Source organism: Arthrobacter sp. UYNi723 (assembly GCF_054057635.1).
In genome coordinates this window covers 1-12,940 of record NZ_JBSRZM010000048.1, presented here as the reverse complement: position 1 = coordinate 12,940, position 12,940 = coordinate 1, and the positions used below count along the sequence as shown (strand labels likewise).

The window sequence follows — 12,940 nt, the reverse complement described above, 5'->3', positions numbered from 1 at the left end:
GTAGGTCACCGCCGGAACATCATTAAAACGGTCGAGAGCCCCCCAACCACCAGGTTGGGGGGCTCTCCCACTTTAACCACCACACCACAAACACCTTCGTACTACCTGCCGTGAATGTCGACACAACCTCGCCCGGCAGGCACAACACCGAATGACGCGGCACCCACCCAACACACCGCCGTCGAACGCTCTCTCACATCCTGCAGTGAATTTGCACACCCTCTCTCACCACCCACAGCCAGCTGAGCACTCGGTGCACCCGCCGCCGTCGGAAACCGCACCCCGAACACAGACCACTGCGAGAGCGTCACCCCGAAACGCACAGGAAGTGAGAGAGCGTCACCTGTGGCGGATGCTGGAGCCGCGTAGAGTTGGCGTCCATGGAGAACCTTTTCAGCCACGCGGACGACGCCCTCCCAGCTTCAGTTGAGCCCGCAGAGAACCTGGAACCTGTCATCTGCACGGTCACCGTGCCGGGACCGGTGGCGCAGGCGTTCGCCGGGTTCACAGATCACACGCACTTATGGTGGCCACTGGATTCACACGGTGTGTACGGCGCAGGGTCATACGTTGAGTTTGAAGAGAACCTCATCGTGGAAACAACTGACGACGGCAGGACCGCCGTCTGGGGCTCCATAGATGACTGGCAACCGCCCCTTTCCTTCCACGCGTCCTGGCACCCCGGGACCACCGCTATCTGGTCCACTGAGCTGCGAGTCGCGTTCAGGGCAGTTGAATCCGGGACCGAGCTGCGCCTGGTCCACAACGGCTGGGAAGGTGCGGAGGATCCTGCCGCAGCCCGCGCGGACTATGCTGCCGGCTGGCCGAAGGTGCTGGACCGCTTCGTGAGGTTCATGGGCGGGGAAGCTCAGGCCTGACGGCCGGCCCTGAATAGCAGCTTGGGACGGACCCAGCTCAGAATGGACTGAGGGGCACGGTCAGGCCGGCGGGACGGCCGTGCTGTTCCGGACGAGGAACTCCGTAGGATACTCCCGGTCGGTGGCCGCTGCTGACGGCGGCGTGCCCTTGGCAGGCCGCTTCGCGCCGGCGTCGAGCGTTTCCAACAGCATGCGGGCCGCCAAAGCGCCTTGGCCGCGGGCATCCTGGTTGATGGTGGTCAGCCCAAAGACCTCGCCCAGTTCGTGCCCGTCCATGCCGATCACGGAGAGATCCTGCGGCACGCGCAGGCCGAAATCGTGGGCGGCGAGGATGGCCCCGATCGCCATCTCATCGGAGGCGGCAAAAACTGCAGTAGGCCGCCCGGCTGTGGAGGCGAGGAGATTGTGGGCACTCACGTAGGCGCCCTGGATGGTAAAGTCCGCGGACACTATCCATTCGGGGCGGACAGTATGCCCGGCAGCCTGCATTGCTGCCTCAAAGCCGTTCCGTCGTATCCCGGGCAGTTTGAAGTCTTGGTTCAGTTCGGCCTCGCCGGTGATGTGTGCGATCCGGGTGTGGCCCAGCCCGAGGAGGTGCTCGGTGGCTGTCCTGGCGAGGCGGGCGTCATCAATCCTGATGGTCGACGCACCGGCCAGGGCGCCGCCGATGCCGACGATCGGACGGTGGATGGCCAGGAGCTGTTTGATTTCGGACTCGCTCAGGACCAGAGCAACAGCGATGACCGCATCCAGCCGCTTACGGAGCAGGAAGTCGTTCAGGACGCTGTGGCGGCGCTCCGGCCGGTCGCCCACGTTGTACAGGGTTAGGTCATAGCCCGCGTCGAGCAAGGTGCCGGACACGCCCTCCACCACGGACGAAAAGTACCAGCGGTGGATGGACGGAACCACCAGCCCCACGTTGTGGTTACGGCCTGAGGCCAGGCTGGATGCATGGTAGGACGGGACGAAGCCCAGTTCGTCGGCCGCTGCCTTTGCCAGCTGCCGGCTCTTGGCCGACACATTCGCTTTGCCGCTGAGCGCCCGCGACACAGTGGCGATCGACAGCCCGGCGCGGTCGGCAACGTCCTTGATGCCCGCAAATCCCACTATGCCGCGTCGCTTCCGCCAACTCGCAGCCACGCTGTTTCTGCGGAAGCCAGGAAGTGGGCTGAGTCCGAGTCCGAGTCCGAGTCAGAGCCGGCGCTGCGGACGAGGACGCTGCCTGCCGGCATCTGCAGCGGTTCGTGGTTGAGGTTCATGAGCACCAGCGTATCGCCGTTCAGGTACGCCAGGGACGAACCGCTGCACCAGTCCTCGGCCCAAGCCAGTGACCCGCGGCCCAAACCCAGTTCGCGGCGCAGCGTCAGCATGTTCCGGTACAGGGAAAGATGCGACGACGGTGATGCTGCCTGTGCGTCCCGTGCCAGGTCCCTGAAGCTCGACGGCAAGGGAAGCCAGGGATCCTGGCCGGAGCCAAAGCCCAGGTGCCGTTCTGTGCTGCGCCACGGGAGGGGAACCCGGCAGCCGTCGCGGCCCAGCCGGGCCCCTCCGGTGCGTGCGAACGTGGGATCCTGCCGCAGGTGCTCCGGAATATCGATGCCGTCCGGCAGCCCAAGCTCCTCACCCTGGTACAGGTAGGCGGCGCCGGGCAGTCCCAGCATAAACAGGGAGGCGGCGGCTGCACGCCGGCGGCCCAGGGCTGTATCCGGCTGGGGATCGGCCGCGCCGATGCCGTCGCCATCGCGCGGACCGGACCCGTTGTAACCAAAGCGGCTGGAATGACGGACCACGTCGTGGTTGGAGAGCACCCAGGTGCTGGGGGCTCCTACTGCGTCCAGGGCAGTCAGCGAGTCCGTAATAACACTGCGCATCCGGTATACGTCCAGCCCGGCGTGCAGGTAGGGGAAGTTGAAGGCCTGGTGCATTTCATCGGACCGGACCCAGTCGGCGAGGCGGGGGAGTGGGTCAACGTTGGCTTCGGCACACAGAATGCGGTCCGGCCCGTACCCGTCCAGGATCAGGCGCCAGGCCCGGAAGATGTCGTGCAGGGCCGGCTGGCCGAACATCGGAGCCTCGTGGCCGGGGAAGCCGTCCGAGCTGCCGCCGTCGGCCCGGCCGCCCCAGGCGGGCAGGCCCGGGGCCTTGACCAAAGCGTGGGCTACGTCCACCCGGAAGCCGGAGACGCCGCGGTCCAGCCAGAAACGGAGCACCCGCTCAAATTCGGCGTGCACGGCCGGATTGTCCCAGTTGAAGTCCGGCTGGGAGGAATCAAACAGGTGCAGGTACCACTGGTCCGGTTGACCGTCCGGCCCCGTGACCCGGGTCCAGGCCGGACCGCCGAAGTGGGACTGCCAGTTGTTGGGCGGCTCGTGGCCTTCCGGCCCGGTCCCTTCCCGGAAGATGAACATGTCGCGTTCTGGGCTCCCTGCAGGGGAGGCGAGGGCTGCCTGGAACGCCACGTGCTGGTCCGAGCAGTGGTTGGGGACCAGATCCACGATGACCCGCAGCCCCAGACGGTTGGCCTCGGCAATCATGACGTCGAACTCACCCAGGGTGCCGAAGATCGGATCCACGTCGCAGTAATCGCTGACGTCATAGCCGGCGTCGCGCTGCGGGGATTTGTAGAAGGGGGACAGCCAGACGGCGTCCACATCCAGCTCGGCCAGCTGCGGAAGTTCCGCAGTAATCCCGGCGAGATCGCCGATGCCGTCGCCGTTGAGGTCCCGGAAGGACCGCGGGTACACCTGGTAGATGACGGCCGAGCGCCACCAGCCGGGGGCGTTGTCGGCATCGTGGATGAGGGACAGCCGGCCCATCAGCGGTTCGGTGGCGGTAAACGCTGTATCTACAGACATGGAGGACAGCCTAGACCCTAACCGGCACGAAATTGCAAACGTTTCCACGGGAGAATTTATATGTCTACTGATAGGTAAGTTACTGACCATCCCATCAAGCTGGAAACGCTTACAGCCGATGGCAAAGCGATGAGTCGGTGCGGGCCACCGCCCTAGACTGGGGAGAACGACGACGACGACGGGAGGCTGCGTGGGCAGCTTGGTTGAAGAGCTGGTGGGCGCCCTCGGCGCAGGGCAGGTCAGCATCGAGACGGCAGTGCTCGCGAGATATGCCGTGGACCAGGCCCCCATCCTGGACTTCCAGCTTCCCGAAGCGGTGGTCTTCGCCGGGTCTGTGGCGGATGTGCAGGCCGTAGTCAGGCTGTGTGCGGCCCTCAACGTCGCCGTTGTGGCCCGCGGAGCCGGAACAGGCGTGTCCGGCGGCGCGCACGCGAGCAGGAATTGCGTAGTCCTGTCCTTGGAACGGATGAACCGCATTCTTGACCTCAACCCGGACGACGAGACCGCCGTCGTCGAACCCGGCGTGATCAACGCGGCCCTCAACGAGGCCGCGGCAGAGCATGGCCTGATGTACGCGCCGGATCCGGCGAGTTTCCGATCAGCCACGATCGGCGGAAACATTGCTACGAATGCCGGGGGACTGCGCTGCGCCAAGTACGGCGTCACCCGGGACTCGGTGCTGGCGCTGGACGTTGTGCTGGCCGACGGGTCCCTCATCCGCACCGGCCACCAGACGTTCAAAGGCGTTGCGGGCTACGACCTGACGGGGCTGTTCGTCGGTTCCGAGGGCACTCTGGGGATCGTGGTGGGGGCGACCGTCCGGCTAAAGTACCTGCCCCGTGACGTGCACACCATCGCCGCGTTCTACCCGGACTTCAGGCAGGCCGCTGCGGGCGTCCTGGCGGTGGGCCGGGCCCGCGTGCAGCCGGCCATCATGGAACTGCTCGACGGCGGCACGCTGGCCCAGCTGGATGACCTCCACGGCTCCGACCTGAGTTCCCGCGGCCGTTCGCTGCTCCTGATCCAGACTGACGGGTTCGGTGCAGCGGCGGAGGCCGACGTCGTGCGTTCCGTTCTCGCGGCCGGCGGGGCAACGGTGAGCACGGAATCCACGGCGGAAGCCGAGCAGCTCGTGGAGCTCCGCCGGAACAGCCGGGGCGTGGAGGTGGACGACGAATACCGCGTAGGCGAGGACGTGGCCGTGCCGCGCTCACGCCTGGTGGATTACGTGGCGGCGCTGGAAGACCTCGCGGCAACGCACGGCGTGAGCCTCAAGGTGGTGGCGCACGCGGGAGATGGCAACCTGCACCCCACGTTCTGGATCGACCGCCAGGACAGCGCCGTGGACGCTGACGCCATGGGCCGGCTGAACCTTGCCCTGGACGCCTCCATCGAGGCTGCGCTGGAAATGGGCGGCACCATCACCGGGGAACACGGGATCGGGCAGTACAAACTGCGCTGGCTGGGCCTGGAGCAGTCGGAACCCGTCAGGGAGCTCCAGCGCAGGATCAAGGAACTCTTTGACCCGGCCGGCATCCTGAATCCGGGCAAGGCCATCTAAAGGCCGCCCGCACACAAACTGGGTAGCAGTAACTGTCGTTTTGACCGCTCATAACGACAGTTACTGCTACCTAGTTGGGGCTGTGTTAACACAACCGTGCTGCCACGGCGGCCGGCCCGTGGTCCGCGTCAGTCGTCGACGTCCGGGTACTCTTCGATGGATTCGTCGGCACCATAGCGGGACTCCTCGGTTTCCACTTCGAGGATCTTCAGCAGTGCCGTGTCCGGGTTGAGCATGATGGCGGCCTCGTCCCGGCGGTGGCGCAGAACGGACTCGATGTAGGACTGCACTGCCTCGGCGAGCGGAATGTGGCGGGCCTGCTCCTCGGACATGTACCAGCGGTGCTCCAGCACCTCGTGGACTGCCTCCGCCGGCTCAAGCTTGCGGGACAGGTCGCGGGGGATCGAGCGCACAATCGGCTCGAAGACCTGGCTGACCCACAGGTGCGCGCTGTATTCCTCGTCCATCCCCGGGTTGTTGTCCGCCCGGAAGGAGTCCATGTCATTGAGCAGGCGCCGTGCCTGGTTCTCCTGGGCGTCCAGTCCGGTCAGGCGCAGCAGCCGGCGCTGGTGATGTCCGGCGTCGACGACCTTGGGCTGGAGCTGGATGGTGGAACCGTTCTGGGTGGTCTTGATGGCGTATTCCTCGACGTCGAACCCGAGCTCGTTGAGTTTCCGGATCCGGGCGGCCACGCGCCAGCGTTCACCGATCTCGAAGGATTCCTTCTCGGTCAGTTCCGTCCACAGGCGCCGGTAGCTCTCCATGATGAGTTCGCTGGTGGCCACCGGGTCCACCTTTTCCTCGATCAGGCCGCCGTCCAGGAGGTCCATCAGCTCGCCGGCGATGTTGACCCGGGCAATCTCGAGATCGTACTCGCGCTGGCCGGTGGAAAGATCGGGATACAGCTCGCCGGTTTCCGCGTCCACCAGGTAGGCGGCGAACGCGCCCGCGTCACGGCGGAAGAGCGTATTGGAGAGCGAGACGTCGCCCCAGTAGAAGCCGATGAGGTGCAGCCGCACCATCAGCAGGGCCTGAGCATCGATGAGCCTGGTCAGGGTGTCCTTGCGCAGCATCTGCGAGAACAGGGCCCGGTACGGCATGGAGAATTTCAGGTGGCGGGTGACCAGGACGGGGTTCAAGGGCCGCCCGTCCAGGGTGGTCCGGCCCGTGATGACAGCAACGGGGACAACGCACGGGACGTCCAGGCGGGCCAGCTTGCGGAGCATGTGGTACTCGTGGCGGGCCACATGCTCGGACGTTTCCTTGATGGCGATGACGGAGCCGCCCAGGTGCGCGAAACGCACAATGTGCCGCGAGATGCCGCGGGGGAGCGCTGCCAGGTTCTCGGCCGGCCAATCCTCCAGGGCGATGTGCCAGGGCAGGTCCAGGAGTTCGGGATCCGCGGACGCCGCCGTGATGTTCAGCGAGCTGGAAGCGGCAAGGACCTTGTCATCCCTGGCGCTCGCTGCCTCGAAGCGCGGCAGTTTGCCGACCTGCGCGTAGTCCGTGGGCTCGTCGTGCCACTGTGCACTGTTTTCGTCGGTCATGGATCAATTCTTTCCTACAGAGGGCGGCTGGCCTAAACATCGTGCTTAAACGCCGACGGCGACCCGTCCAGTCAGGAGGGCCGCCGTCGGTTTGCCAGTGTTCTCCGGGGTTTCGACAAGCTCAACCACCGGAGCTGGGGATTAGTCGCCCAGGCGCAGACCGGTCTTGGTGTCGAACAGGTGCACGTGGCCCGACTGCGGACGGACGTAGATGGTATCGCCCTTCAGCGGGGGGCGCCGGCCGTCGACGCGTGCCACGATGTCGTGGTCCTTGCCGTCCAGCGTCGTGTGGCCGTAGACGTAGGCGTCAGCACCGAGTTCTTCAACAACGTCGACCTCGACCTGGAGACCCTCACCGTGAGAGACCTGCTCAAGGTCCTCGGGGCGGCTGCCCAGGGTGACGGTGCTGCCGTGGGCCTCTTCGAGGATGTTGCGCGGCACGGGGTAAACCGTTCCGCCGAACTGGACGCCGCCGTCGACCACGGGCAGTTCGAGCAGGTTCATGGCGGGGGAGCCGATGAAGCCGGCAACAAAGACGTTCTTGGGCTTGTCGTAGAGGTTGCGCGGGGTGTCAACCTGCATCAGCAGGCCGTCCTTCAGCACAGCCACGCGGTCACCCATGGTCATGGCCTCGACCTGGTCGTGGGTGACGTAAACGGTGGTGACGCCGAGGCGGCGGGTCAGGGATGCGATCTGCGTACGGGTCTGGACGCGGAGCTTGGCGTCCAGGTTGGAGAGCGGCTCATCCATGAGGAACACCTGCGGGTTACGCACGATGGCGCGGCCCATGGCAACACGCTGGCGCTGGCCACCGGAGAGTGCCTTCGGCTTGCGGTCCAGGTACGGCTCGAGGTCGAGAAGCTTGGCGGCTTCACGGACACGCTCGGCGCGCTCTTCCTTGGAAACGCCGGCGATCTTCAGCGCGAAGCCCATGTTGTCTGCAACCGTCATGTGCGGGTACAGCGCGTAGTTCTGGAAAACCATCGCGATGTCGCGGTCCTTTGGCGGAACATCGGTGACATCGCGGTCGCCAATAAGAATCCGGCCGGCGTTGACGTCCTCAAGGCCTGCGAGCATGCGCAGGGAGGTGGACTTACCGCAACCGGAGGGTCCTACGAGGACCAGAAATTCGCCATCGGCGATTTCAATGTTGAGCTTGTCAACAGCGGGCTTCTCTGTGCCCGGGTACAGACGCGTAGCGTTATCAAAAGTAACTGTAGCCACAGTTATCAATCCCTTCACCGGCAGGTACGTGCCGGACGATCCGTTGTGAATGGTTCATGTAATTCAGTTATCCACGGCATTGCAGCCGTGTACTCCCCGGCCGAAGCCGAGGAGTATCACGTGACGCCGCACGGTTCCTGTGCGCCACATCACAAACAAGAGTATGTCAGACGATTGGCGTATTGGTGCAAATGTTACGGAGGTCACATGTGAGGTTGGACATGTTCCCGAGGTTCAGTCAGTGCCGGGCTCTTCTTCAGCCACGACCAGGCTCCGTTCCTGCAGGAGTGCTTCGAGCAGTTCTGCCACGTGGGCCGGCGCTTCCACCCGGAACTGGGCCTGGGTGAAGTCCAGGCCCACCTTGACGCCCACATCGCCGGATTCCAGGCGTGCCAGGGCGTCCTCGTCCGTGACGTCGTCGCCGGCGAAGAGGACTGCAGTGGCCCCGGTGATCTGGCGCAGGAACGTCAGGCCCTCGCCCTTGGAGGCGTTGACTACCGATGTTTCCAGGACGCGTTTGCCGTTCTTCAGGAAAACGCCCTTGCGGTCCTGGAGAACGGAACGGGCAGCAGCCACCGCGTCCTCCGCAACATCGTCCGTGGCCAGCCGGGTATGCAGGACTACGCCTGCGGGCTTGTCTTCGAGGAGCGTGCCCGGCGCCTGCTCAACGATCTCTTCGAGGACGCTTCGGACTTCGGCCAGCAACAGGCGCTGGGCTTCATCCAGTGTCAACTCCGCGGAACCGGGGCCCAGCCACGCCTCGGCGCCATGGCTGCCGATCAGCAGCGTGTCTACCGGGGGCGAGGCGACCGCGCGCAAGCTGGCGAGGGCCCGTCCCGAGATGAGTGCCGTCGTCGTGCGTGGCAGGGCGGCGAGCCCGGCGAAAGCGGCGGCTGAGCGCGGAAGCGGGCGGGCCTCGTCCGCGCGGTCAACGAGCGGGGAAATGGTGCCATCGAAGTCCATGGCCACCAGCAGGTGTTCCGTCTGGGCGATGCGCCGGGCGGCCTGGCGGAGTTCGGGGGACAAGGTGAGCGGGCCCTTGGCGGGCCGGGCGTCAGGAGTCATCGCGCACAACTTTCTCGTTCAGGGCGGCCAGGAAGTCAGCTGACCAGTGGTCGACGTCGTGTTCCAGGATCTGCTTGCGCATGGACCGCATGCGGCGCGCGGCGTCTTTGGGAGACAAATCGACGGCCCGCATGATGGTGTCCTTGAGACCGTCGATGTCGTGCGGGTTCATCAGGAGCGCCTGCTTGAGCTGGTCCGCGGCGCCGGCGAACTCGCTGAGGACCAGCGCGCCGTCGTTGTCCTTGCGGGCAGTGACGTATTCCTTGGCCACGAGGTTCATGCCGTCCCGCAGCGCCGTCACGAGCATGACGTCGGCGGCGAGGTAGAGCGCCACCATCTCCTCCACGGGGTAGCTGTGGTGCAAGTAGCGGACGGCCGTGTTCTGGATGGTGTCGTAGGTGCCGTTGATGTGGCCGACGGTACCTTCGATTTCCTCGCGCAGGAGACGGTACTGCTCAACCCGTTCGCGGCTGGGGCTGGCAACCTGGATCAGCGTTGCGTCGCCGACCGTCAGCTTGCCTTCGTTCAGGAGTTCCTCAAAGGCCTTGAGCCGGTGCCGGATGCCCTTGGTGTAATCGAGCCGGTCCACGCCCAGGAGTATGGTCTTGGGGTTGCCGAGGTCCTGGCGGATCTGGCGTGCACGCTCGATGATCTCGGGGTTGTGGGCCAGTTCGCTGATCTGGGCCACATCGATGGAGATGGGGAAGGCCTGGGCCCTGGCGATGTGCGTGATCTCGCCGTCCTTACCCTTTACGTGCACCTGCTGCTGCTTGACGCTGGCGCCGAGGAACCGGCGGGCGGAGCGCATGAAGTTGCCGGCATCGCTGGGGCGCTGGAAGCCCACTAGGTCTGCACCCATCAGGCCGTCAATGATGGCCTGCCGCCACGGCAGCTGGGCGAAGATTTCAGGCGGGGGGAAGGGGATGTGGTTGAAGAACCCGATCCGCAGGTCCGGCCGCGCTTGGCGCAGCAGCCGCGGCACCAGCTGCAGCTGGTAGTCCTGGACCCACACCGTGGCGCCCTGGCCGGCATGGCGTACGACGGCGTCGGCGAACCTTTGGTTGACCCTGCGGTAGGCGTCCCACCAGGTTCGGTGGAAGTCCGGCGGAGCGATGACGTCGTGGTAGAGGGGCCACAGGGTGGCGTTGGAGAAACCCTCGTAGTAGAGCTCAACGTCGTCGTTGCTCAGCTGCACAGGGACCAGGTCCATGCCGCCGTGGCTGAAAGGCTCGACGGTTTCGTCCGGGGCGCCGTGCCAGCCTACCCACGCGCCGTCGGTCTTGGTCATCATGGGTGCGAGGGCAGTCACCAGGCCGCCGGGGGAGCGGCGCCAACCGGAGCCGTCGTCGCCGCTCTCGCCTGGCGCGCAGCGGTCAACCGGCAGCCTGTTGGAGACAACCATAAAGTCGTATGTGGCGACTGTGCTGTGGCTGCTCGCGGCGGCGCCGGTGGCAGGTACAGCTGTTGGTTTTTCTTGGACGGGTGTTTGCATTGCGGCCCCCTGGGGTTGCTTGTGCCTTTAAGCCACCTTAATAGGATGGAATCTTCAGGGCTATTCGTCCGTTGGTTACTCGGGCGGAATAGTTGAAAGCGCAAGCTCTCAGGTTTGTCCCCTAAAATGGTGGAGTCGCCACAGAGTGGTCCCCCTATGTCGATCGACCCAAGGAACACATGAGCCCCGCAAATGAAATACGTAAGTCCAAGGCTGAGCGAACCTCGGAGGCGCGCGAGAAGGCACGCCTGATCCGTGAGGCGCAGCTGACGAAGGACAAGCGCAACAAGCTGCTGATCGGCTGGGGCATTGTGGTGGCCGTGGTGGCCATCCTTGTGGTGGTGGGGCTGGTGGTGACCACAACGATGCGGCAGAACGCCCCCATCGCTGACCAGGGGCCGACGCCGGCCAACGGCAACGTCAACGGTGGCATCACCTTGCTGGCCAATACCGACGTCGCGAAGCTGGAAGCAGCCACCGTTGACGCAGCCTCCGTGGGGGAGCCCCCGAAAACCGCGCCGGCGTCGGTTGTGGCGCCGGGCGCCGAAGCTGAGGCAGGCAAGCCGGTCAAGGTGGTCCTGTACGTTGACTTCATCTGCCCGGTTTGCAAGAACTTCGAGGCACAGTACAACGAGCAGCTGACGACGCTGCGCAACGAGGGCAAGATCACGGTGGAATACCGGGCGCTCGGGTTCCTGGACAACCGGTCCTCCACGAACTACTCCTCCCGTGCAGCCAACGCCGCCGCCTGTGTAGTGAATGACTCCCCGGAAAAGTACGCGGAGTTTGTGGACTCGCTGTTCGCCAACCAGCCTGCCGAAGGTACCGCCGGTCTTTCTGACGACAAGCTCAAGACCATGGCGACGGACGTCGGCGCCAAGAACGTTGACACCTGCATCGACGAGAAGACCTACCGTCCGTTCGTGAAGTTCACAACCAAGCAGGCCACCGCGATCGGTGTCACCGGCACGCCCACGGTGTTCGTGGACGGCCAGCAGTGGGGCAAGGGCGCCAGCGCGCAGACCCCGTTCCCTGACTTCCTGCAGGCAGCGATCACCGCGAAGGGCTAGGTCCTTCCACTCAGAGGACCTGCTTCCGGATCGATTCCGGAAGCAGGTCCTTTCTTTTGCTCCGGTTCGCCCTTGCCGCCGTTTTTACGAGCGGGCGGACTTGGGCTAACCTTATCTAGCACCGCTGCGGCGCACGCCCCTCATGGGGTGCGCCTCCTTAGCTCAGTTGGCCAGAGCACCGCTCTTGTAAAGCGGGGGTCGTCGGTTCGAATCCGACAGGAGGCTCCGATTGTGGCTCTGACCTGCGGTTTTATCCCAGAGCTCGTATCCGAAAAGCCAATACCGTGCGGCCTGCAGACTTCTGAGGACAACGAACTCTTGCACGCTGATGGATCCCTCACCATTCAGTAGGTCCCTTGGTACGCTGTCGCCATGACTCATACGTTGCTCGAGCTCGAGCGAGCATTCCGTCGGTCTTGGAGTGCAGATACGACCTGTCTCGACGCCAAGAGCCTCGCGAAGTGGCACCCCGACAATGCGGCACACGGCCAGTGCGGACCCACAGCTCTCATCGTTCAAGACCTGCTCGGCGGTGATCTCCTCATCGCAGACGTCAGCGGCGGCAACGAGGAGGACGAAGTCCATTACTGGAACCGGTTCCCCGGCGGCCTCGAGATCGACCTCACCCGAGAGCAATTCAGAAGTCACCGCATCGTCGGGGAGCCCCGCGTCGTCGTCCGACCCCCGGGAGGGCCGCGGGCGTACGCCAGCGAGTACCGGCTGCTTCGCGCAAGAGTGCTGTCCGCGCTGAACCTCTGTTCCATGCGCTCATGGAACGTCCGTTGAGGGATTCGTAAACGGAACGGCAAACCGCCATTTCAAGCTACGACTTACCGGCACCCCGAGCAAACAGTCACAGCAGCGGATCCGGATCCGCGGGGGAGTTTTCGACTACGGAAGCTGCGTCTGACTTCCCCCGTCGACGAGATTCCGCACGGGCAAGGCACCCCGCCCCCGCCATTTTCGGCCGCACCCCAAAGTTGGGGCTTGAGGACCAATGCTCGGGAAAGTCACGCTACGCCGATCCCGCGTGGTAACGAGGGTACTTCGGTTCGTTGAGCCTGTATCGCTAAACATGAATATCTGACCGCGGCCGAGGAAACCTCGTACAGGCGATTCGAGGCGCAGACGACCAACACCGGCTAAGACGGGAGGAAGGGCCCGAATTGGGCTGGGCGTAGGGTGGAAGTTAGACGGAAGGAGCACTTCATGAAGAAAATCCTCATGGTACTGACCAGCGTTTCCGAG

The 12,940-nt window shown here is 64.7% G+C and carries 10 protein-coding genes and 1 tRNA gene; 5 read left to right on the top strand and 6 right to left on the bottom strand.

Translation table 11 applies throughout. The annotated features are described in order from the left end of the window. Nucleotides 1-380: 380 nt before the first annotated feature. Nucleotides 381-878 carry an SRPBCC domain-containing protein gene (locus ACVWY0_RS21470; protein ID WP_485838492.1) on the top strand — a complete coding sequence of 166 codons (498 nt, stop codon included), beginning with the start codon at nucleotides 381-383 and terminating at the stop codon, nucleotides 876-878. Nucleotides 879-938: 60 nt separating this feature from the next. Here the strand turns inward: ACVWY0_RS21470 and ACVWY0_RS21465 are convergent, their stop codons facing one another. Together ACVWY0_RS21465 and ACVWY0_RS21460 are read right to left on the bottom strand one after the other, a co-directional pair. After that, nucleotides 939-1,985 carry a LacI family DNA-binding transcriptional regulator gene (locus ACVWY0_RS21465; RefSeq protein ID WP_485838491.1) on the bottom strand — a complete coding sequence of 349 codons (1,047 nt, stop codon included), beginning with the start codon at nucleotides 1,983-1,985 and terminating at the stop codon, nucleotides 939-941. Further along, nucleotides 1,985-3,733 (bottom strand): glycoside hydrolase family 13 protein, encoded by a 1,749-nt coding sequence (locus tag ACVWY0_RS21460; RefSeq protein ID WP_485838490.1) that lies wholly within the window; start codon nucleotides 3,731-3,733, stop codon nucleotides 1,985-1,987. Before ACVWY0_RS21460 ends, ACVWY0_RS21465 begins: the two co-directional genes overlap by 1 nt. A 190-nt stretch (nucleotides 3,734-3,923) precedes the next feature. Here ACVWY0_RS21460 and ACVWY0_RS21455 point away from each other — a divergent pair, with 190 nt between their 5' ends. After that, a complete protein-coding gene (locus ACVWY0_RS21455) occupies nucleotides 3,924-5,294 on the top strand; it encodes an FAD-binding oxidoreductase (protein ID WP_485838489.1) in 1,371 nt (456 codons plus the stop codon). Nucleotides 5,295-5,422: 128 nt separating this feature from the next. Here ACVWY0_RS21455 and ACVWY0_RS21450 read toward each other — a convergent pair whose 3' ends face one another. The 4 genes from ACVWY0_RS21450 to ACVWY0_RS21435 form a co-directional block, all read right to left on the bottom strand. After that, the gene (locus ACVWY0_RS21450) at nucleotides 5,423-6,841 is read right to left on the bottom strand and encodes a DUF4032 domain-containing protein (RefSeq protein ID WP_485838488.1); all 1,419 of its coding nucleotides are present in this window, start codon (nucleotides 6,839-6,841) and stop codon (nucleotides 5,423-5,425) included. 141 nt (nucleotides 6,842-6,982) lie between these two features. Continuing rightward, the gene (locus ACVWY0_RS21445) at nucleotides 6,983-8,065 is read right to left on the bottom strand and encodes an ABC transporter ATP-binding protein (protein WP_485838487.1); all 1,083 of its coding nucleotides are present in this window, start codon (nucleotides 8,063-8,065) and stop codon (nucleotides 6,983-6,985) included. 234 nt (nucleotides 8,066-8,299) lie between these two features. Continuing rightward, nucleotides 8,300-9,130 (bottom strand): trehalose-phosphatase, encoded by an 831-nt coding sequence (gene otsB / locus ACVWY0_RS21440; RefSeq protein ID WP_485838486.1) that lies wholly within the window; start codon nucleotides 9,128-9,130, stop codon nucleotides 8,300-8,302. Next, nucleotides 9,120-10,622: an alpha,alpha-trehalose-phosphate synthase (UDP-forming) gene (locus tag ACVWY0_RS21435; protein ID WP_485838485.1), complete on the bottom strand. Its 1,503-nt coding sequence runs from the start codon at nucleotides 10,620-10,622 to the stop codon at nucleotides 9,120-9,122. The genes otsB and ACVWY0_RS21435 overlap by 11 nt, the downstream gene beginning before the upstream one ends. A gap of 179 nt (nucleotides 10,623-10,801) precedes the next feature. Here ACVWY0_RS21435 and ACVWY0_RS21430 point away from each other — a divergent pair, with 179 nt between their 5' ends. The 3 genes from ACVWY0_RS21430 (at nucleotide 10,802) to ACVWY0_RS21420 (ending at nucleotide 12,478) form a co-directional block, all read left to right on the top strand. Then, nucleotides 10,802-11,692: a DsbA family protein gene (locus ACVWY0_RS21430; protein WP_485838484.1), complete on the top strand. Its 891-nt coding sequence runs from the start codon at nucleotides 10,802-10,804 to the stop codon at nucleotides 11,690-11,692. A gap of 151 nt (nucleotides 11,693-11,843) precedes the next feature. Then, nucleotides 11,844-11,917 (top strand) — tRNA-Thr (locus ACVWY0_RS21425). A 147-nt stretch (nucleotides 11,918-12,064) separates the two neighbouring features. Continuing rightward, on the top strand, nucleotides 12,065-12,478 hold the full coding sequence (locus tag ACVWY0_RS21420) for a YunG family protein (protein WP_485838483.1): 414 nt from the start codon (nucleotides 12,065-12,067) through the stop codon (nucleotides 12,476-12,478). The last annotated feature ends 462 nt before the right edge of the window (nucleotides 12,479-12,940 follow it).

Coding starts and splice junctions, on each gene's coding strand:
- ACVWY0_RS21470 (WP_485838492.1), top strand. CDS start 381: ATGGAGAACCTTTTCAGCCACGCGGACGACGCCCTCCCAGCTTCAGTT.
- ACVWY0_RS21460 (WP_485838490.1), bottom strand. CDS start 3,733: ATGTCTGTAGATACAGCGTTTACCGCCACCGAACCGCTGATGGGCCGG.
- ACVWY0_RS21450 (WP_485838488.1), bottom strand. CDS start 6,841: ATGACCGACGAAAACAGTGCACAGTGGCACGACGAGCCCACGGACTAC.
- otsB (WP_485838486.1), bottom strand. CDS start 9,130: ATGACTCCTGACGCCCGGCCCGCCAAGGGCCCGCTCACCTTGTCCCCC.
- ACVWY0_RS21435 (WP_485838485.1), bottom strand. CDS start 10,622: ATGCAAACACCCGTCCAAGAAAAACCAACAGCTGTACCTGCCACCGGC.
- ACVWY0_RS21430 (WP_485838484.1), top strand. CDS start 10,802: ATGAGCCCCGCAAATGAAATACGTAAGTCCAAGGCTGAGCGAACCTCG.
- ACVWY0_RS21420 (WP_485838483.1), top strand. CDS start 12,065: ATGACTCATACGTTGCTCGAGCTCGAGCGAGCATTCCGTCGGTCTTGG.